Source organism: Paenibacillus solanacearum (genome assembly GCF_910593845.1).
Taxonomy (GTDB): Bacteria; Bacillota; Bacilli; order Paenibacillales; family NBRC-103111; genus Paenibacillus_G; species Paenibacillus_G solanacearum.
Map to the genome: position 1 here is coordinate 213,807 of NZ_CAJVAS010000001.1, position 21,595 is coordinate 235,401.

Genomic DNA, 21,595 nt, shown 5'->3' on the forward strand with positions numbered 1-21,595 from the left:
ATCCGACATGAACTTAGCGCAATAGGCCATGAGCCCGGCGCAAGAGACTGCTACAATGAAGGCATGCGGGAAGCGATGCTCAGCTCAAAGGATAAAGCGGTTTCAATCAAAGGAGGAGAAGGAAGATGGCACTTCAGGTTGGCGTCGTCGGCGTCGGCAACATCGGCAGCATTCATGCGAATGTCTATAAGGATCACCCGAAGACCGAGCTGGTCGCCGTGTGCGACATTGTGAAGCAAAAGGCGGATGCGGCTGCCGAGAAATTTGGCGCAAGGGCGTTCTATAGCGTGCAGGAAATGCTCGATAGCGGCATCAAGCTCGATGCCGTGAGCGTATGCACGAAAGGGGAGGAGAACGGCGGCGAGCATTTCGCGCCGACGATGGAGCTGCTCGAAGCGGGCATTCCGGTGCTCGGCGAGAAGCCGATCTCGAACCGGATCGAGGAAGGCAAGCAAATGGTGGAGCTGGCGCGAAGCAAGCAAATTCCATATGCCGTCAACTTGAACCACCGGTTCACCCCGGCCGCGCTGCGCGCAAAAGAATGGGTCGAAAGCGGACGGCTTGGCCAGCTGCATATGATCAACATGCGGATGTGGATCAACAATCCGGTCGAAACCTCGCCGTGGTTTCATCTGCGCGCGCTGCACCCGCATTCCTTCGACGTCATCCGGTACTTTTGCGGCGATGTGAAGAAGGTTGCGGCCTTTATGATGAAAGGCGAAGGCCGCAAGATCTGGTCCAACACGCAGGTGCTGCTGCAGTTCGAGAATGGCGCGATCGGCAACCTGGTCGGCAGCTACGACGCGGGCAAAAGCTACGGTCTGGAGCTGTGCGAGGTGGTCGGCTCGAAAGGGCGCTTCGTTCTCGAGGATGCCTGCGAGCATTTGACGTTCTACCCGAGAACCAGCATCGAGACGGAAACGTACAGCTATCTCGGCGGCATGCGCTCGTTCCCGGAGACGTTCAAGAGCCGGATCGGCGATTGGATCAACCAGCTTGATGCGGGCGTACCGTACGATCAAATCAATGGATCGGGTGAGGACGCGCTGAAGGTGCAGATGATTATCGAGGCCGCGATTCAATCATGGGAAACCGGCCAAATCGTGGAGCTATAGGCTTAGCGTAAACCATACGGGCAATGGAGGGGAAAAGATGATCAAGCTGGGCGTGAACACGGTGCTGTTCAAGGAGTTTGATTTTGCGACGGCCGTGAAGCATATCGCATTAAGCGGCTATGACGGCGTAGAAGTATCGGCGATCAAAGGGATGTGCGAGCATCTGGTGCTCGACGAATGGGAGAAGCAGGCTGCGGAGTTCCGGCAGATCGCCAGCGATCACGGCGTGCAGTTTCTATCGATGGAGGTTGCGTCGCTGGACGAAGCGCGGCTGACTCGCGCGTTTGAAGCGGGCGCGGAGATCGGCATCCCCGTCATCAATGTCGGGCCGGGCGGCAAATCGGACATCGAAGAGGATCTGCAAGCTTCCATCGAGAAGCTCGCCAGGCTCTCGGAGAAGGCGGAATCGTACGGCGTGACGCTGTGCGTCAAGGCGCATGTGGGCAATGCGATCTACAATACGCCGACCACGCTGCGCGCCATGCGGGAGATTGCATCGCCGGCATTCGGGATCGACATGGACCCGAGCCATATTTACCGCGGCAATGAGAATCCGGAGGAAGCGCTTCCGCAGGTGTTGTCGCGCGTGAAGCATATTCATATCCGCGATTGCAAGGGGAGAACGTCGGGTCCTGGTCCGATCGCCAATCAGGCATGCGGACGCGGCGACATCGATCTGGCGGCTTACTGCAAGGCGATGGTCGACGGCGGATACGAAGGCCCGGTCTGCCTCGAAGTGATCGGCGCGAAAGGACATTCGCTGGCCGAGGTGTCCATCGTGGCCGCCGAAAGCTACGGCTACTTGAATGCATGCCTCAAAGGGCTCGGCGCAAGGTAATGCGGCGGGGAGCATGCATCCGAATGTTTCGAAATCCGTACAGAAAGGGCAATGACGATGAATAAGAAACCGAACCTGCTGCTATTCGGCATCGACAGTTTACGCCGCGATCATATGAGCGCCTACGGCTATCACCGCCTGACGACACCGCACATCGACAAGCTTGCGGAGGGCGGGGCGCTGTTCGAGAATCACTTCAGCCCGAGCGTGCCGACCACGCCGGGATATGCTTCCATGCTGACGGGGATGGACTGCTTCGGCTCCGATGTTGTCGCGCTGCGGCATAAAGGCCCGCTCGGCAGCCATGTGGCCACGCTCGCCGAGGTGCTCGGCGACAGCGGCTACAATACGACATGCATCGGATTCACCGGCAACCCGTCGTCGCGCGGCTTTCATAAATATATGAATTTCGAGGGATGGGGACCGAACGAAACGGGCCGCAGTCCCAAGGCGGAGAACCTGAACACCGTCGCGATCCCGGAGCTGAAGCGGCTCGCGCAGGAGGATCAGCCGTTCTTCCTGTTCCTGCGCCATATGGATCCGCATTCGCCGTATTTGCCGCCCCGGCCGTACGAGAGAATGTTCTATGACGGAAACGAGCGCGATCCGGATAACGAATCGTTGAAGGGACTGTACGACTTCAAACCGTTCCGCGATTACTTCGCGTCATGGTTCCCGGAGGGCTGCACGGACTCGGACTATATCGACGCCCAGTACGACGGCGCGATCGCCTACATGGATGCGTGCATTCAGAACATACTGACGACGGTCGAAGCGCTCGGCATCGAAGAAGAAACGCTGATCGTCGTCACTTCCGATCACGGAGAGACGCTGAACGAGCATGATTGCTATTACGATCATCATGGCCTGTACGAAACGAATCTCGTCGTGCCGCTGATCTTCAAATACCCCGGCAAAGTTCCGGCCGGCAAGCGTGTTTCCGACTACAGTCAAATCAAAGACATTATGCCGACGATTCTGGATCTGCTCGAGATCAAGACGGATATCCCGTTCAACGGCCGAAGCCTGCAGCCGCTGCTGGAAGGGCGGGAGCGGGCCCGCGAGCCGGAGTTCTACATCACGGAATGCACGTGGATGCGCAAGCACGGCTGGCGCACGCCGGAATGGAAGCTGATTCATGCGCTTGAACCGGATTTTCACTTTAAGCCGGAGATCGAGCTGTACAATCTGATCAAGGACACGCAGGAGCTGCGCAACGTCGCGGAGGAAGAACCCGAAATCGTGGCGATGCTGGAGTCGCGGATGCAGGCGCATATCGCGAAGCGGGAAGCCGAGACGGGCCGCACTAATCCGATGTACATGAATGAAGACTGGCACGGCAAAGGCGGCGGACCGTTCCAATCGTCGCAGCAGGCTTACGACGCGCTGTATATCGGATCGCCGAAAACCGCGCAGTCGCTTCAGGCGAAGGCGGGCAAGGAGCAAGTAAACAAATAACGCGTGGAAGCTAGGCTAGGCCCGGAGAATCGGGATTGGATCAGGCGCTACAGGGCCTGTTCCCTGGACGGACCGGGAAGCCGGGCCTCTGCCGATGCGCGTCCATCACTTTTGCGAAAAATAGAGCTCTCGCGGCTCTATTTTTTTGCCGATTTGCCTTATTTGGCATTTCGTAAGCGGCGGACCGTTCCGGACAGGACGGGTATAACTGTTTTTTCCTTTGAAATGGGGCGCGGGTTATGTAATTTTATATAAATGCGGCAGCCGTTTAAATTCAGTTTACAATGACGTCATATACTGCTTGATGTCTGCCGCAAGGCATATTTATCGATTAGAGGTGAATTCCCATTAACAAAGGAAACAACAAAACGCTCGTACTTACCGGGCTGATCATCGGTCTTATTTTTGCGGAGCTCGACGAGACGATCGTGTCGACCGCAATGCCTACGATCATCCGCGAACTGCATGGCTTGCCCTTGTATGGCTGGGTAGCCGGAGTGTACATGCTTGCCGTGACGATGTTCATGCCGATCCTCGGCAAGCTCGCCGACTTGTATGGACGCAAACGTGTATATTTAAGCTGCATGGCGCTGTTTATCGCCGGTTCGATCGTCAGCGGCCTTGCCCCTTCGATGGCCGTGCTGCTGATCGGCCGCGGCATCCAAGGCATCGGCGCCGGCGGACTCATGCCGCTCGCCCTCGTCATTATCGGGGAGACCTATCCGCTGGAGCAGCGGGCCAAGATTCAAAGCTTGTTCGGCCCGATGATGATCATCCCGCAATTGCTCGGACCAACGGTCGGCGGCTATCTCGTCGGCCACGTGAATTGGCATTGGGTGTTTCTGATCAACATCCCCGTCGGTCTTGTCGCCGCGGCCGTTCTTGCCGCAGGCATGCGCGAATCGAGGGGAGAGGAGAAGCGGTCCATCGATTGGGCGGGTGCTTCGACGCTTGTGCTTGCACTGCTGTCGCTGCTGCTCGCGCCGGTGCTCGTGGACAATCAGGGCTATGCCTGGAAGTCCCCGATTATCCTTGCGCTGCTTGTGCTGTCCTGCCTTCTGTTCGCCTTGCTGATCCGCATCGAATCGAGAGCGAAGGAACCGATCATTCCGCTGCATCTGTTCTACAACCGGAATGTCGTCGTGCTTTCCGTGCTCGTATTTACACTGATGCTGGGCATCATGGGCGGCATTGCGGCGTTTCCGTTTTTTGCCCAGAACGTGATGGGGCTGACGCCGACCGCTTCCGGTTACTTGACGCTGGCGTTCATGGCCGGCGCGATTCCGGCGAGCATATTGAACGGATTTCTGATTACGCGGGTTGCGTACCGCAAATTGTTCATCGTCTCGTTCACGCTGCCGGTCGTCGGCTTCTGGCTGCTGTCGAGGATTCATGTCGAGACGAGCGTCCTGTATATCGTCGCCAGCTTTCTCATTCTCGGCATCGGGCTTGGCGCCTTGTTCGGCGGTGACAACCTGATCGTTCAGGAGTCGGTCGACAAGAAGGACAGCGGCATCGCCTTGTCCACGGTGCAGCTGATTCAGTCGCTCGGGGCGACGATCGGCCTCAGCGTCTTCGGCAGCCTGTTGTCCAATCACATCCGCACCGGCGTGGCCGATCTGAGCGGACAGCTTCCGCCGGGCACGCTCGACCATGTGGAGACCGGTGGGATCCCGCCGGGATTGCCGGCAGAGCTCGTCACGCAAGTGAAGCTTGTTTTCGCTCAATCGTTCCAGAGCATGTTCTCGATCTCGTTCGTATTTGTCATCTTGGCGTTTTTTGTCTGCTGGTTTTTGAAGAATGAGGTACTATCATCTGAACGTACGGAAGTGGCGCAAGCAAACGGATAGACTTGATTGATATAAAAAGCGAAGGCAAGACGGCAGAGAATTATCCATAAAGTGCTGCCGTACTGCCAACGCTTTTTTTCGTTTTGATGCGCATCTATCGCAAGGGTGCTTGTTTGCAATTGTGCCATATGGTTTGCCACGTTTCATGATCAACCCGGATGATAAGTTGCAGGAACCAAGAGAATATTATATAGTGTTTTGTAATAAAACGGCTTCGATTCGGATGATGAAGACGAAGGACAACCGCGGCCCGTTTCTTCATAATATTAGCTGAAAAAATGAAGGCACAAGAAAACAAGTATGAAAGGTGAAACGGTGTGGCGGTAGATAGAAAAAAAGAAATTATTCAAATACTTGAGCATAGCGGGACGGTTCGGGTCGGCGATCTGAGCGAACGATTCGGCGTAACGGAGGAAACGATCCGGCGAGATTTGGATCGGCTTGAATCAGAAGGACTCATCGTACGCACGCATGGCGGTGCTGTGTTGAGTCAGCGGGATAAAGGCTTTGAACCCCCAGTGCTTCTGAGGGAATCCATGCGCCTGAAGCAAAAGCAGGCAATCGGCAAATGCGCGGCCTCGTTGGTCGAAGAAGGAGAAATCATTGCGCTGGACGCAAGCACGACTTGTTTGCAAATCGCCAAGCATTTACCCGACATGCCCTTAACTGTGTTAACCTATTCGCTTGCTGTTGCAAACGAATTAATCACCAGACATAATATATCGCTTATTTTAACGGGTGGGAACCTCGACGGGGACTCGATGGCCATAACGGGAATGTCTGCAGAAGCGATGGTGGAAGGGTACCACGTCGATAAATTTTTCTTTTCTTGTCAAGGATTTGATCACCAACGAGGAGTAAGCGAGCCGTACGAAACGCATGCACGTCTGAAAAAGAAGATAATGAACATATCAGACCAGCTGATTTTGGCTGCCGACAGCAGCAAGTTCCGGAGAAAATCGCTGATTCGCTTGATCGGTTTGGAGGATGTCCATATGTTAATAACCGATAAAGAACTGCTCGAGGAAGAGTCAGTTGTTTTGGAAAACAAAGATTTCGAAGTTGTTTACGCAGATTGAAGCTGCCTCGTGAAACCCAGACCCACGACATCATATGTTTCGCTATATCTTGCAAAACACGAATAATAGTTTCCATTCTTACTCCCCGCGGATACTTATCTTTATACTCCTCATATGTTCGAGTTTAACAAATGAGCTCCCAGTATATATGGGGGTTATTCCCGCCACCTTACCTATCATGAAACACAGAAGCGGCATTGCCCTTTACATGAAGTTAAAGTAAAATAATTAAAATATACGACTTGGTAATCGGATATTACGACATTGCTGAGCAAAGAATTACATATGGATTATAGAGGTCAGGTGAAGTTGGTGGAAATCAATACAACCAAAAAAGTGGAGTCATTAGCCGGAAACGACCGTAAAAAAGAAATATTAAATCTGCTGGAAGATGTAGGCGTTGTCCGTGTGTCTGAATTGAGTAAAAGATTCGGAGTTACGGAGGAGACGATCCGCCGCGATTTGGAACGGCTGGAGAGCGAAGGGATGCTGCTTCGGACACACGGCGGCGCCGTGCTGAATCGAAAGGAAGGCCCGGAGCTGCCGGTGCTGCAGCGCGAGTTGATTCAGTTGGATGCAAAAAAGGCGATTGGCGAGTACGCGGCATCGATTGTCAAAGACGGGGAAGTGATTGCTCTTGATGCCAGCACGACATGCTTGCAGATGGCCAAAAATCTCCCTAACAAAGAAATTACCGTCATCACATACTCCGTTGCGATTGCTTACGAGCTGGTCAAAAAAAACAATATCCAAATCTTTTTGATCGGCGGTTATTTGGACCGCCACTCGCTCGGCAATACCGGCTCTCCCGCCGAAAAAATGGTGGAAGGGTACCATGCGGACAAGTTCTTTTTTTCATGCCAGGGCTTTGATTTGCAAAGAGGCGTCAGCGAGCCGTATGAGGCTCATGCCCAATTAAAGAAAAACATAGCTGACATCTCGGATCAGCTCATCTTGTTAGCCGACAGCAGCAAGTTCCAAAGGAAGTCCCTGGTCCGATTAATCGGACTCGAGGAAATTCATATGGTGGTGACGGACAATAACATGCCGCCCGAAGCGTTAAAAGAAATGGAATCAAGCAATGTCAATATGGTAATCGTTCATTGATCTTTTATAATACAGTTATTTTTCATATAAAAGACGCCTTCAACTCCACAGGCTATGTGGTGCAGGAGGCGTTTTTCTTTGTCGAGTCCATCCGATCGTGCGAAAAGTACGAAGCCATTGTGCAGAATACAGATGTCCGAAACGCGACCGTCAGACTGCGAAAACAAAATACATGCCAGATAAATCATAAAATATGTTGAAATCAAATATATGTGAATGTATACTCTTGGTATAAAGTTGATTTCAAAAATAAATATATTTGAAATAAAGACTTTATTTTGTTTGAAACAGACATAATGAGGTGTTGCTAATGAAAATGATAGGTCCTTCTCTAATGTGTGCCGATTTAGGACGGCTCGTTGAATCCGTTCAAACGTTGGATCAGGGCGGCGTCGACTTTTTCCACTTTGATATTATGGATGGAAGGTTTGTTCCCAACATTACGATGGGGCCCGACATGCTGAAGGCGGTGCGTCCCTATACAAGCAAACCGTTCGATGTGCATTTGATGGTGGAAGAGCCGGACAGATTTATCGATATGTTTGCCGATGTGGGGGCGGACATGATCTCGGTGCATGCGGAATCGAAATCACACTTGCAGAGAGTGCTGCAATCCATTCGGGATCACAAACTGAAAGCGGGCGTAGCCTTAAACCCGTCAACCCCGCTTTGCATTCTGGACTATGTTATGGATTGTATCGATTATGTATGTTTAATGACAGTCAATCCTGGATTTGCCGGACAGAAGTTTATCCCGAGTGCGCTCGGCAAAATAGCCGATTTGAAATCCAAGATTCAGGCAAGCCATATGGACATATCCATTCAAGTGGATGGAAATATCAGCTATGCAACCATTCCTCGGGTGATGGAGGAGGGAGCGTCCATGCTGGTCTGCGGAACGTCGAGTTTGTTTATGCAAGACGTCAACCTGGAGCTGGCTGTAACCCGATTAAGACAATTTTGTCATCAATAGCGGATTCATTCCAACCCACCGGGAAAGGATGTTTCATGTGACGATAACTGTAGTCGGAAGCATCCCTATGGAGTGTGGTAAAAGCTGCAAACTTCGCAGTGATTGTAAGCGCTTTAAAGATCAGATGAAGCACGGGGAGGGAGTTTTTTGGCATCGATACAGTTTGCAAAAGTTACGAAATCATTCGATAAGCAGGAAGTAATTAAAGATCTTGATTTGAAAATTGAAGACGGCAAATTTACCGTGCTGGTAGGTCCGTCAGGCTGCGGTAAAACGACACTGCTTCGCATGATCGCGGGGATCGATCCGCAAACGTCAGGTCAGGTGCTTATTAACGGCAAAGACGTTACGCGGATTCCGCCCGGACAAAGAGGGGTGGCCATGGTATTCCAAAACTACGCCATCTACCCTACGATGTCGGTCCGTGAAAACATTGAATTCGGATTGAAAAACAACAAGGTGCCCAATGAAGAACGCACTCGGCTTGTCGAAAGCATCAGCGCTACGGTAGGCTTGGGCAATTACCTGGATCGTAAGCCGTCTACATTGTCCGGCGGTCAGCGCCAGCGCGTCGCACTGGCCCGCGCCATGGTCAAGAAGCCGTCGGTGTTTCTGATGGACGAACCGCTGTCCAACCTGGATGCGAAACTGAGAGCGCAGATGCGGATTGAGTTGATTGAGCTGCATAAGAAGTTAGGCACCACCTTCGTCTACGTTACGCATGATCAGGTGGAGGCGATGTCCATGGCGGATACGATCGTCCTTATGAATCAAGGCGTGATTCAGCAGGAGGCTCCGCCGGATGTGATTTACCGGCAGCCGAACAATTTGTTCGCCGCCCAGTTTATCGGCGTTCCGCCGATGAATGTAGGAGACTTGGGGGTAGACGGTGTCAGGTTCGGCTTCCGTCCCGAGGGTGCCGTATTGTCTCATGAACCCGGCGACTTCCATTATTCGGTTCAGGGCATGATCGCGACCCGGGAAATGCTGGGCTCGGAAACGCTGTACCAGGTGAAATCCGACAAGCACGCTTTCATGATCAAATGCATCGAAGACCGGTTTAGCGTCGACCAAGAGGTATACGTCGGCGTTGATGCGGCCAAACTGTTCTTCTTCGGAGCGAATGAGCAGCGCATCCATGAAAGCCACAGCAGCTTCCTCTATTATATGGAGGCACTGAGAGGGCAGCATCATGGATAAAAACACCTTATGGGCAAAGATTCGTCCGTACTTGTTAACGGCTCCGGCTATGATCGGCATAGGGTTGTTCGTGATGTATCCTGTCATTTATTTGATTTATTTGAGCTTCTATAAATACAACCTGTTGAATAAGGCGAAAAGCAAATTTATCGGGCTGGACAATTACACGCAAATTTTAAGTCGAAAAGATTTCTATCAGGCGTTCGGGAACACGGCGCTCTACACGGTCGGCGTCGTTGTTCTGACCTTACTGCTTTCCCTGCTGATGGCGCTTTGGCTGGTCAAACAGAAAAAGTTCAACGCGTTCGTACAGGCCGGCATCTTTACGCCGCACATCATTTCGATCGTATCGATTGCGCTCGTCTGGCTGTGGCTGATGGAACCGAACCAAGGCTTGCTCAACTATGTGCTTAAGGTAATCGGGCTGCCGCCTTCCCAGTGGCTGCAAAGCTCCAAGACGGCGCTGATCTCGGTTATTATCGTATCGGTATGGCACGGCATCGGTTACTATACGCTGATCATCGTTGCTGCGCTGCAAAGCATCCCGCCTACGATCTATGAGGCGACGGCGCTGGACAATGCGAGCAAATTCAAGGTGTTCACGAAGATTACGATTCCTCTGATTTCGCCGCAGTTGTTCTTCATCCTGATTATTATGACGATCGGCTCTTTTAAAGTGTTCGATACGGTACAGGTGATGACGGGCGGCGGGCCGAACAACGCGACAACGACACTCGTGTACTACATTTATGAATATCGGACGACGAATATTGGTTATTCGGCTGCCACGGGCGTTATTCTAATGGCGATCATCGGAATCTTGACCTTTGTTTATTTCCGGGTATTGTCCAAACGGGTGCATTATCAATAAGCGGCCTGCGTAACCAAGGAAAGGGGAGTCCAGACTTGAAGACTTTTGAATGGAGTTCCGCGAACTCGGTGGTGGAGATGATCCTAAAAACGGTCGTATTGATGATATTTATCGTCCCGTTTCTATGGATGATATCCACCTCGCTTCAGACATTCGAGGAAACGATGGCGTTTCCGCCGACGCTCGTGCCGGCATGGCCTCAGTGGGTCAACTTTGCGGATGCGATGAATTCAGGGCCGTTCCTGACGTACGGGAAAAACTCGGTCATTATCACGATTTCTATTATTGTGATCCAAATGCTGGTAATGATTCCGGCTGCGTACGCGTTCGCCAAATATAAATTCAGAGGGAAAAATGTATTGTTCGGCATGGTCCTGCTGGCGTTTATGATTCCCGGCCAGGTCACATTCATACCCGTTTATTTAATGATGGCGGACTGGGGAATCGGCAGGACGCTGCTGCCGCAAATTATCCCGTTCATGACGAACGCGTTCGGCATCTTCTTGCTGCGCCAATATTTCATGCAAATTCCGGAAGAAATACTGGAAGCGGCGAAGCTGGATAACGCCAGCGAGTTAAAAGTGGTATGGAACATCATGATTCCGATGTCGAAGTCGGCGCTTGCGACCATCGCGCTGTTCAGCTTTGTTAGCCACTGGAACGATTATTTCTGGCCGCTCATTATGACCGATTCGGCATCGATTCGCCCGCTCACGATTGGGATAGCAATGCTCAGGATGACTGAAGGCATCAGCAACTGGAATATTATCATGGCCGGAAATGTCGTGCTGGTTGTTCCGATTCTTATCGTTTATATATTTTGCTCCAAGCAAATTGTGAAGGCGTTCGTGTATTCAGGGATTAAGTAACGAAGTATTTGTGAAAAAAAGGGAGGCAATCGATCGTGAAGAAAAAAGTTTCGGTTCTTTTGGCATGTACAATGGCGCTCGGCGCGCTTGCAGGCTGCGGAGATTCGCAGTCGGAAAAGCCGTCGGCAGGCGGGAATGCAGCAGGCGGAGGCAAAGTAACCGTAGAGTATTGGCACTCGATGGGCGGTAAAAATGGCGAATATATCGATGCGATGATCAAACGTTTCAATGAGACCCACCCGAATATTGAAGTTGTCGGTACCTTTCAGGGTGCATACGATGAAGTGGTAACCAAGCTTCAGCAAGCGATCCCAGCTAAAACAGCACCGGATGTCACCATGCTGGAGCGTTCTTACGTACAATTGTTTGCGGATGCCGACGTGCTGGAAGACCTGACTCCGTTTATGAAGAAATCCAATCTAAGCAGCAATGATTTTGTGTCTGGACTTATGGGTCACTCCACCTTCGATAAGAAACTGGTTACGCTTCCCTTTAACCGTTCAACACCGATTATGCATGTAAACAAGACGATGCTGGACGAGATGGGGCTTAAAGTGCCTACGAACTGGGACGAGTTGAAGCAGGTGGCCAATGCGCTGGTTATTAAAGATGGCAGTAGCTTTAAGCGTCAAGGTCTTTCCATGCCATTCGACGATTGGTATGTGCTTGCGATGATAACCCAGTCAAAAGGCAAATACTTTAATGATCAGGGAACGTCTATCGGATTTTACGATAATGGCGTAGGCGTTAAAGTGTTTAATTATTTGAAAGATCTTCAAAAAAGCGGCGCCTTGTATTATCCGGCTGCCAAAGATTCCGGCAACATTGTAGGCCAGATGTTTATGGATGGGAAGATCGGTCTGCTCTTCGAGTCAACGGGCAATATCGGAAAGTTCAGCCAGACCGTGAAATTCAACTATGTTACCGCCTACCTGCCTAAAAACGACGTTTATGCAAATCCTACAGGCGGAGCGAACGTTGCGATGTTATCGGGATCTAAGCATAAGGATGCGGCTTGGGAGTTTATCAACTGGCTGATGACCGATCCGAAAGGCGGACAGCAGTTCATCATCGATACCGGATACTTGCCTTTCACGAAGAAAATGGTAGAGTCACCGGAAATGAAAGCCCTTTTTGCCAAGGAACCTAACCGTAAGGTTGCTTACGATCAACTGCAGTATGGAATAGATACGAATAAGCATCTTGCTTGGCCAGGCGTCAACCAAGAGTTCCGTAAAGCCATGCAGGCGATTATGTACGACAACAACGATATTCAAGCCACATTGACGACTTTCAAAAAAGAAGCTGAACGCCTGATGAGCGGAAAGTAATAATAATAACATTCCCGATGCCGGCTATGTGGAATAGCCGGCTGTTTAATTCATGGATTGCCGGCCTGCTTTCTTCGTAACATATATCAATGAAGTGCTGCGTGATAGTATTACGCTGGGATCGGTGGTTGTGACCAATATATACGTCTGGAAAGGACGGTTAGCACATGATTGAACGTCTCCGCAACAATAGCTCAATACTTCTGGTCGGGCATAGAGGATACAAATCTGATTATCCGGAAAATACGCTGCTCGCGTTTCAAGAGTCGCTCCAAATGGGAATCGATGTGCTAGAATTCGACCTCCGTTATTCCAAGGATCGGGTCATCATGGTGATACACGACGAAACCGTGGACCGAACAACCGACGGCACCGGTAAAGTAAGCGACTTTACGGCGGAGCAGCTCAAACGGCTGGATGCCGGAGGATGGTTTGGCAAACCTTTTGAAGGACTCAAAATCCCGACCTTTGACGAGCTTTGCCAGCTTTTGCTCTCCTATCCCGATGTACTCTTTAATGTAGAGATTAAGCCAAGCATCGATGCCATGGAAATTGCCGACAAGGCCATAGCCATGCTTAAGGAATACGGCTTGATTTCGCGTTGTTTGTTTACCAGCTTTGACGCTGCGGTAATTACGTACATTCACGATACGCATCAACTGAAAACACAGGGCTTTCCCGATCAGCAGATGTCGAATTTTGTTGCAGGCGAAAACGGAACCTATTCCAAAATGTGGTCCATTGGGATCAGCTTGAAGCTGTTGACGCCCCCATTGGCAGAAGAGTATAAGGGGATGGGGCTTGTCGTTGGCTGCTACAGTACGGATGACGCTAGACAGGTTCACTATGCATTAGGCTGCGGCGTTACATTATTGACTTGCAACAACCCGCTGCCCGCAATGAAGATCAGGAAGCAAATCGCAGATCGTGTATAACCGGTTAGCAGATAGCATGATAGAAGGGAACGATGAAGATGAAGGCTTGGCCGTTACACGCAATCGGAGACATTCGGATGGAGACCAGGGCGAAGCCGCTACCGGGTCCGGGGGAGGTGCTCCTGAAGGTCCGGGCGTGCGGCATATGCGGTTCCGATATTCCACGCGTTTTTTCGAAAGGAACGTATTCGTTCCCGACGGTGCCTGGGCATGAGTTTGCCGGTGAAATCGAAGCGGTAGGCGAAGGCGTAGACGAGTCGCTTATCGGCCGAGGGGCAGCGGTGTTCCCGCTGCTTCCTTGCCGCTGCTGCAGCGCTTGTGAGATTGGGGAATATGCGCTATGCGAAAATTACAATTATATGGGTTCGCGCTGCGACGGAGCTTTTGCCGAATATATGAAAGTGCCCCAATGGAATTTGTTGTTGATGCCTGAGGGCGTATCTTATGAAGAAGCGGCTATGGTTGAGCCTGCGGCTGTCGCTGTCCATGCCCTGCGGCAATCCGGTGTAGGCATCGGCGATACGGTGCTCATTTATGGGGCGGGTCCCATCGGACTCATGTTGGCTCAATGGGCCGACATTTGGGGGGCAGGCCAAACATTGCTCGTCGATATCGATGAAGAGAAGCTGGCGTTTGCGCGCGGGCTTGGCATAGCCAACACATGCAATGCCGTCGCTTCCGATGTGAGAGCCTGGGTGAGCGAGCGAACGGGCGGCCGAGGCGCAGACGTAACGATTGAAGGTGCGGGCAGCTCCGTATCTTTGGAAAACGCAATGCATACGACCCGTCCGTTTGGTCAAATTGTACTGATGGGTAATCCCGCAGGGGAGATGACACTGACCCAAAAAGGCTATTGGGAAATTCTTCGTAAAAATCTTAAGATCATCGGTACCTGGAATTCATATTATGCGAATCTGCCGCTCAATGAATGGAAGCTTGTGCTTGACTTTATCGCCTCGGGAAAGCTGCGTCTTGCTCCGCTGATCACACACCGCGTGCCAATTGAAGGCATCGGCGAAGCGCTTAAGATGATTCGCGATCGCAGCGAATTTACCGTAAAGGTCATGTATGTGAATCATATTTAAATGTACGGGTGGGTGAGTTCGTTATAACTAAAATGTTGTCGACAGCATTGATGACGAAATCGTTTTTTCATTTCGTTGTCATGCCGCTATTTCTGATATACGATATGGATATGTAAGTGTTTACAACGCATCCAATAGGCAGCGCTAGCGAGCATACGAATGAAATGAGGAAATTGTAGTGAAAGCAATGCATAGGAAGCGGCTTCCCGGTGATACCCGGGTCACCGTACAACGCTTAGGCCGTTTATTGAGCGGCATGATGATGCCCAATATCGGAGCGTTTATCGCATGGGGACTGATTGCATCATTATTTGCTCCGGCAGGCTGGTTCCCCAATGAACATTTTGCCAAGCTGCTTCACCTTATGATTACTTTCCTGCTGCCTATTCTCGTTGGTTACACAGGCGGGCAAATGATTCATGGTTCGCGCGGGGGCGTCGTCGCGTCGATAGCGACGATGGGCGTTATTATAGACTCGACGGTTTCCATGCTCTTGGGAGCGATGATCATAGGCCCATTGTCCGCAATGGTATTGAAGAAGCTTGATCAACTCGTAGAACGAAAAGTTCGCCCGGGGTCAGAAATGCTCATTGGCAGCTTCTCCGCAGCAATCGTCGGAGCCGTGATGGCGTTGATTGGCATCGCAGGTGCCGGAGCCGTTCTTGCGGCGATCCACAGCGGTTTGGCTGCCGGTGCCCAAGTTCTCATCGACACCGGACTTCTACCGCTGCTGAGCATCCTCGTTGAGCCGGCTAAAGTTCTTTTCCTAAACAATGCGGTTGGCCACGGTATACTGAATCCGATCGGTTATATTCAATCGGCCCAATCCGGTCAATCCATGATTTTCGCGCTGGAGTCCAATCCGGGTCCCGGTCTTGGTGTCTTACTCGCTTATAGCGTGTTAGGGAAAGGTCATTTGCAACGATCCGCAGGAGGAGCAGCGGTGATTCATGCAATAGGCGGAGTACATGAGACGTCGTTTCCGTTTATTCTGATGCAGCCGCGTCTCATCGCAGCTCTGATCGCAGGCGGGGTGGCGGGCTCATTCACCTTCTGGCTGTTCGATGCGGGTTTCACCGCAGCGCCCTCACCAGGGAGTATCATCGCTTACGTTGCATTGAGCACCAAAGAGGGGCTGATTCCGGCGCTAGCCGGCATCTTGGCGGCGACCGTTGTTTCATTTTCCACTGCGGCGGTTATTTTGGCAGCCAACCGTGAGCAGGCGTCCGCTGCGGATAAGGACTTGCCGGAAAACCTAGGCCAAGGGATGACCGGCCTAAGCGGTATGGTGGAGCTGGAGCAGGCTGCTTCTTCGAGCAGTGTCGTACTGCAGACGGCAATAAACAAAATTGTATTCGCTTGTGATTCAGGGATGGGGTCCAGCGCGATGGGGGCCTCCATCTTTAGGAAAAAAATGAAAGAAGCGGGTGTCGTGGCCTCCGTCACGAATACGGCGATCAGTGACATTCCGAAGGACGTCGATTTGGTCATTACACAGAAATCGCTTACGGACAGGGCCAGGCTTATGGTCCCGGACGCTGAGCATATTTCCATTGATCATTTTCTTAAAAGCCCCGCATATGACGATTTGATCAACCGTCTCAAAAACCAACATGCCGGGTGAAGGATGCGATCGTGTTTGCACTAAGAAAAATAGATAGAAGGAGAGACATGCCGTGAGCATACTATCTTTGGACAAGGTGAAGCTGCAAGCAAGCGCAAAGGACAAATTCGAGGCGATTCGGATAGCCGGTCAATTGCTGGTCGATGCCGGACACGTCGGAGAGGAATATATCGACAAAATGATCGAGAGGGAACAACTGCTGTCCACTTATATGGGAGGGGGTCTGGCGATACCACATGGTACGAACGAAGCCAGAAAGCTCATTCGTTCAACGGGGCTGTCCATTGTACAGTTTGCCGACGGCATTGACTTTGGGGAAGGAGAGAAGGCATACATACTCGTCGGTATCGCCTCGGCAAGTGATGACCATCTCGAAATGTTAACGAACGTAGCGACGGTTTGCGCTGATGACGATAACTTGGATCGATTGATAAAGGCTTCTACTGCCGAAGAAATCATTTCCATCTTTGACGGAGAAGTAGACGGGTGAAAGCCGTTCATTTCGGAGCCGGGTCAAATAATAAATGATGTCCACAGTATTCGTGACAAAATCACACTTTCATTTCATTGAAATACTGAATGTTCTGATCTACGATATGGCTGTAAGAAACTGGTTGCCAGAATATAGGTCAGATGACTAACAAAGGGGGGAAGCCTATGTGTGTTGAATTGTAAGCGCTTGTATTGCGGTCGAAGTAAAATGATGATGAAGGGGCTTGAATATGTTGAAGAGAAACAAAACGATTCCATTGCTAGTCGCGATGTCTGTACTGGGGACGTTCGCCCTCGCAGGCTGCGGGAAAGAGGCTGCACCAAGCGAAAGTAAAGGTGAAGCCGTCAACCCGGACGCGTACAATAACGAGCCGGCGACGCTTACGATCTACTCCTACAATGCATCGGTATTGAACGATGCCGATTTGGAGGAGCTGGTGACCCGAGCAATTAAGACCAAATACCCGAATATTACACCGAAACTGATCCCGCAATCCGCAACAACACTGGATAAAATGGTTGCCTCCGGCGAAATTCCCGATATAATCTTGTCGACCAGCTATTGGTATTACGATCTGTTGGAGAGGGGACTCGTGTCGGATCTGAACTCGTTCATCAAGAATGAGAAAATCAGCTTCAGCAAGTTTGAGCCAGAAGCAATCAATATTGTGAAAAGCTTCGGCGATAAAGGGGAAACCTTCGGCATGCCGTATTCGATCATGTACAACATGCTGATATACAATAAGGACATCTTCGATAAATTTGGTGTTCCCTATCCGAAAGACGGCATGACCTGGGATGAAACGATCGAGCTGGCTAAAAGGGTAACAAGAGTGGATCAAGGCGTTCAGTACGTCGGTCTGGCTATCGGGCCGCCAACGAGGTTGACCCGGCAATTAGGACTTCCCGCCCTCGATGAGAAAGGCGAAAAGGCCGTGTTCCAGACCGAAGGATACAAGAGGGCATACAGCCTGCTCGAGAAGTTGTACGGCATTCCAGGCATTGTGGAGATGAATAAAAATTATGAGTACAGCATTGATTTCTTCCTTAAAGATCAAAGGCTCGCCATGTATCAATTCAATACTGCAGCCATCACCGCACGTCTTCCACAATTAAAGCAAACCGGTAAAGAGTTCAATTGGGATGTCGTGTCGTTACCTACATTCCCGGAACAGAAGGGTTACAGCAGAGAGCCGGAAGTACAAATGGCAGCCGTTACACCGAACAGCAATAACAAGAAGGCGGCCTATGCGGTCCTCAAAACGATGATAAGCGAGGAAGCGCAAAAGGCTATGAATCGGGGCTCGAAAGCGACGGTTATGGCCGATCCCGCGATGAAAAAAGAATATGCTTTAGACACAAAGCTTTACGAGGGTAAAAATATTCAAAGTGTGTTCATTCCTAAATTAACCAAAGTGCCAAGGCAGCACAAATTCGATATTAAAGTTTATCCCTTCCTGAATGAAGCCGCTAAAAAAATCGCATATGAAAAGAAGGACGTCAATACGGTGCTTCGGGAAGCGGAAGAGAAAGCGAACAAATGGATTCAGGAAAATAAATAAGCGGTAATCCGGAATGCGCTGATCATACGTATAGAGTGAAGGTGGGAGCAGGCTTTGACTACTTTTTATATCGTCCGGCATGGAGAAACCGAGTGGAACAGCACCGATCGCTATTGCGGGAGTACGGATATTTCGTTGTCGGAAGTAGGGGCTGAGCAAGCGAAACAAACGGCATTGTTCTTGGCCGGCACTTCCATAGATGCCATGTATGCGTCTACATTGACCCGGGCGAAGGAGACCGCCGAGCCGATCGCGCTTGCCAAAGGTTTGAATGTACAGACAGACCCGCGCATCGCAGAAATCGATTTTGGCTTGTGGGAAGGGTTGAAAGCCCGGGAGATACGCGCCGAATACCCGCAGGCTTGGAAGCAATGGAACGAAGAACCGGAATTGTACCCGGCCGGGATAACAGGCGAGAGCGCCGGTACTGTATTTCGAAGGATGAGCCTGTTCTTTGAAGAGATTGCAACGAGACATCCGCACGAGCGCGTGCTTGTTGTAAGCCACAGCATGTCGATCCGCATATACTTGGCGGGCATGCTCTCCATGCCGATGATCGCTTATCGCCGATTGGTCCACAGCAACACCGGTATTTCAATACTGGAGACATCCAAAGAAGGGATGCGCGTCCTGATGTTGAACTGCAGGTATGATACGTTTATAACGAAGGAGTGCACTGCGGGTGTATAAATCTATCTTAATGAAGTCGATAAGCCAAGTGGGCTGCAGCGGTTCTGAACAAAGGGCTTGATTATGAATTGGAGGGATCGTGTATGAACCATATTTTTAATAAAGCTGCAAAAAGGTCTTTGGGCCGCAACTCTCGATTTATGTTAACAGTAGTCCTCATTCTTTCTATCGTGATGATGGTTCCGCTCACAGCCAGTGCAGCCTATTATAATACGTACAGCACCATCGCAACGCTCGGCAATGCGAATAACTGCTACTCCTCGCAGGGGTTTGCTGTAGGATCCACATACACTTATTCCATTAAAATTAACAGCGATGAATCCAAAGCCGTCATATACCGCACCAAAATGAGTGATGGATCCACTACACTTATGACAAACGGCGATACTTCAACAACCTACGCTACCTATCTCGGCCACGCCAACGATATGGTGCTCAGCACCATCGATGGAGAGTTTTACATGTTCATTCTCACTACATACGCCGGAAACATGAGTCTGGTCAAACTGAAATATGTAGGTTCGACGTTTTACAAAGTGGGCAACTATACAATCAAATACAATGGCACAGATAAGGGAATGTCCGGAGTGAAAATTACAAGCAATGACTCCAGCAATATTAACTTCCTCTTTAAGTCCGGAAAGACCTTTTACAAGGGCACACTTCCGCTGACTGCAAACAGTGGTACCATTAACGTAACCAGCGCCTTTTCCATTAATATCGAAGATGCCCTGGTCAACGGAAGTACCGTATCTAACATCAATTCGTATTTATTCCAAGGCTTCGGCTATCGCAATAATACGATTTACCTGCCCCTCACCTATGAGAACGTTAGCATTGTACTTGTATACCGCAATATATCAACCGCCAGCGGCACCATTTATTCGGATAATGATTTGTCATTCCGTATTACGTCTTCCGCGTATTCTGACCTTTTTGAAATCGAGGACGTCGGCATCGATAATGGGGGTAAACTTTGGTTCAACACCAACCGCAGAGCGGATTCAAGCGATACGACCAGCGATGGTGTTCACTATTTCAACGGATACACCGCCTTCTAAGCAACAGGATATAATCATTGCAAGCGGTTTATTGAATCAGTGTTCAATTTAATAATGAACTAATCAAAAGATCATGAAGGGGCTTGAATATGTTGAAGAGAAACAAAACGATTCCATTGCTAGTCGCGATGTCTGTACTGGGGACGTTCGCCCTCGCAGGCTGCGGGAAGGAGGCTGCGCCAAGCGAAAGTAAAGGAGAAGCCGTCAACCCGGACGCGTACAATAACGAGCCGGCGACGCTTACGATTTACTCCTACAATGCATCGGTATTGAACGATGCCGATTTGGAGGAGCTGGTAACCCGAGCAATCAAGACCAAATACCCGAACATAACGCCGCAACTGATCCCGCAATCGGCAATGACCCTGGATAAAATGGTAGCCTCCGGCGAAGTCCCCGATATGATCTTGTCGACCAGCTATTGGTATTACGATCTGTTGGAGAGGGGACTCGTGTCGGATCTGAACTCGTTCATCAAGAATGAGAAAATCAGCTTCAGCAAGTTTGAGCCGGAAGCAATCAATATTGTGAAAAGCTTCGGCGATAAAGGGGAAACCTTCGGCATGCCGTATTCGATCATGTATAACATGCTGATATACAATAAGGACATCTTCGATAAATTTGGTGTTCCCTATCCGAAAGACGGCATGACCTGGGATGAAACGATCGAATTAGCCAAAAGGGTAACAAGAGTGGATCAAGGCGTTCAGTACGTCGGTCTGGCTATCGGGCCGCCAACGAGGTTGACCCGGCAATTAGGACTTCCCGCCCTCGACGAGAAAGGCGAAAAGGCCGTGTTCCAGACCGAAGGATACAAGAGGGCATACAGCCTGCTCGAGAAGTTGTACGGCATTCCAGGCATCGTGGAGATGAATAAAAATTATGAGTACAGCATTGATTTCTTCCTTAAAGATCAAAAGCTCGCCATGTATCAATTCAATACTGCAGCCATCACCGCACGTCTTCCGCAATTAAAGGAAACGGGCAAAGCATTCAATTGGGATGTCGTGTCGTTGCCGACATTCGAGGATCAGAAGGGTTACAGCAGAGAGCCGGAAGTACAAATGGCAGCCGTTACACCGAACAGCAAAAACAAGAAGGCGGCATATGCGGTCCTCAAAACGATGATAAGCGAGGAAGCGCAGAGGGCTATGAATCGTGGCTCGAAAGCGACGGTTCTGGCCGATCCTACGATGAAAAAAGAATATGCTTTAGACACAAAGCTTTACGAGGGTAAAAATATTCAAAGTGTGTTCATTCCTAAATTATCCAAAGTACCAAGGCAGCACAAATTCGATATTAAAGTCTATCCCTTCTTAAATGCAGCCGCTAAACAAATCGCATACGAAAAGAAAGACGTCAATACGGTGCTTCGGGAAGCGGAAGAGAAAGCGAACAAATGGATTCAGGAAAATAAATAAGAAGAGGATGCTTCCCACGGTGTGAACCTGCGGC

Annotated in this window: 19 protein-coding genes; all 19 read left to right on the plus strand. The window is 50.4% G+C overall.

Annotated features, from left to right (window positions below):
* Window positions 1-125 precede the first annotated feature (125 nt).
* The 19 genes from KXG62_RS00885 to KXG62_RS00975 all read left to right on the plus strand — a co-directional run bounded on the left by KXG62_RS00885 (window position 126) and on the right by KXG62_RS00975 (window position 21,561).
* Window positions 126-1,115, plus strand: a complete 990-nt coding sequence (locus KXG62_RS00885; protein ID WP_218090013.1) for a Gfo/Idh/MocA family protein — start codon at window positions 126-128, stop codon at window positions 1,113-1,115.
* Between the two features lie 37 nt (window positions 1,116-1,152).
* Window positions 1,153-1,953 (plus strand): sugar phosphate isomerase/epimerase family protein, encoded by an 801-nt coding sequence (locus tag KXG62_RS00890; protein ID WP_218090014.1) that lies wholly within the window; start codon window positions 1,153-1,155, stop codon window positions 1,951-1,953.
* A gap of 57 nt (window positions 1,954-2,010) precedes the next feature.
* Window positions 2,011-3,411, plus strand: coding sequence for a sulfatase family protein (locus KXG62_RS00895; protein ID WP_218090015.1), 1,401 nt, complete (start codon window positions 2,011-2,013; stop codon window positions 3,409-3,411).
* Window positions 3,412-3,803: 392 nt separating this feature from the next.
* Window positions 3,804-5,261, plus strand: coding sequence for an MDR family MFS transporter (locus KXG62_RS00900; protein WP_281426598.1), 1,458 nt, complete (start codon window positions 3,804-3,806; stop codon window positions 5,259-5,261).
* A 317-nt stretch (window positions 5,262-5,578) separates the two neighbouring features.
* On the plus strand, window positions 5,579-6,340 hold the full coding sequence (locus KXG62_RS00905) for a DeoR/GlpR family DNA-binding transcription regulator (protein ID WP_218090016.1): 762 nt from the start codon (window positions 5,579-5,581) through the stop codon (window positions 6,338-6,340).
* 312 nt (window positions 6,341-6,652) lie between these two features.
* A complete protein-coding gene (locus KXG62_RS00910) occupies window positions 6,653-7,447 on the plus strand; it encodes a DeoR/GlpR family DNA-binding transcription regulator (RefSeq protein ID WP_246627239.1) in 795 nt (264 codons plus the stop codon).
* A 310-nt stretch (window positions 7,448-7,757) separates the two neighbouring features.
* Window positions 7,758-8,420 (plus strand): ribulose-phosphate 3-epimerase, encoded by a 663-nt coding sequence (gene rpe, locus KXG62_RS00915; protein WP_218090018.1) that lies wholly within the window; start codon window positions 7,758-7,760, stop codon window positions 8,418-8,420.
* Between the two features lie 147 nt (window positions 8,421-8,567).
* On the plus strand, window positions 8,568-9,620 hold the full coding sequence (locus KXG62_RS00920) for an ABC transporter ATP-binding protein (RefSeq protein ID WP_218090019.1): 1,053 nt from the start codon (window positions 8,568-8,570) through the stop codon (window positions 9,618-9,620).
* Window positions 9,613-10,491: a carbohydrate ABC transporter permease gene (locus tag KXG62_RS00925; protein ID WP_218090020.1), complete on the plus strand. Its 879-nt coding sequence runs from the start codon at window positions 9,613-9,615 to the stop codon at window positions 10,489-10,491. Before KXG62_RS00920 ends, KXG62_RS00925 begins: the two co-directional genes overlap by 8 nt.
* 35 nt (window positions 10,492-10,526) lie before the next feature.
* A complete protein-coding gene (locus KXG62_RS00930; protein WP_218090021.1) occupies window positions 10,527-11,360 on the plus strand; it encodes a carbohydrate ABC transporter permease in 834 nt (277 codons plus the stop codon).
* A 35-nt stretch (window positions 11,361-11,395) separates the two neighbouring features.
* Window positions 11,396-12,691, plus strand: coding sequence for an ABC transporter substrate-binding protein (locus tag KXG62_RS00935; protein ID WP_246627240.1), 1,296 nt, complete (start codon window positions 11,396-11,398; stop codon window positions 12,689-12,691).
* Between the two features lie 167 nt (window positions 12,692-12,858).
* Entirely contained in the window at window positions 12,859-13,626 is a 768-nt protein-coding gene (locus tag KXG62_RS00940; RefSeq protein WP_218090022.1) for a glycerophosphodiester phosphodiesterase family protein, read from the plus strand.
* 77 nt (window positions 13,627-13,703) lie between these two features.
* The gene (locus tag KXG62_RS00945) at window positions 13,704-14,711 is read left to right on the plus strand and encodes a galactitol-1-phosphate 5-dehydrogenase (protein ID WP_218090023.1); all 1,008 of its coding nucleotides are present in this window, start codon (window positions 13,704-13,706) and stop codon (window positions 14,709-14,711) included.
* 187 nt (window positions 14,712-14,898) lie between these two features.
* Complete coding sequence (locus KXG62_RS00950; RefSeq protein WP_218090024.1) at window positions 14,899-16,335, plus strand: PTS transporter subunit EIIC; 1,437 nt, start codon at window positions 14,899-14,901, stop codon at window positions 16,333-16,335.
* 52 nt (window positions 16,336-16,387) lie between these two features.
* Window positions 16,388-16,825 carry a PTS mannitol transporter subunit IIA gene (locus KXG62_RS00955; protein WP_218090025.1) on the plus strand — a complete coding sequence of 146 codons (438 nt, stop codon included), beginning with the start codon at window positions 16,388-16,390 and terminating at the stop codon, window positions 16,823-16,825.
* A gap of 232 nt (window positions 16,826-17,057) precedes the next feature.
* Window positions 17,058-18,389: an ABC transporter substrate-binding protein gene (locus tag KXG62_RS00960; protein WP_218090026.1), complete on the plus strand. Its 1,332-nt coding sequence runs from the start codon at window positions 17,058-17,060 to the stop codon at window positions 18,387-18,389.
* 54 nt (window positions 18,390-18,443) lie between these two features.
* On the plus strand, window positions 18,444-19,079 hold the full coding sequence (locus KXG62_RS00965; protein WP_218090027.1) for a histidine phosphatase family protein: 636 nt from the start codon (window positions 18,444-18,446) through the stop codon (window positions 19,077-19,079).
* Between the two features lie 83 nt (window positions 19,080-19,162).
* Window positions 19,163-20,140, plus strand: a complete 978-nt coding sequence (locus KXG62_RS00970) for a hypothetical protein (RefSeq protein WP_218090028.1) — start codon at window positions 19,163-19,165, stop codon at window positions 20,138-20,140.
* Between the two features lie 89 nt (window positions 20,141-20,229).
* Window positions 20,230-21,561, plus strand: coding sequence for an ABC transporter substrate-binding protein (locus tag KXG62_RS00975; protein WP_218090029.1), 1,332 nt, complete (start codon window positions 20,230-20,232; stop codon window positions 21,559-21,561).
* The last annotated feature ends 34 nt before the right edge of the window (window positions 21,562-21,595 follow it).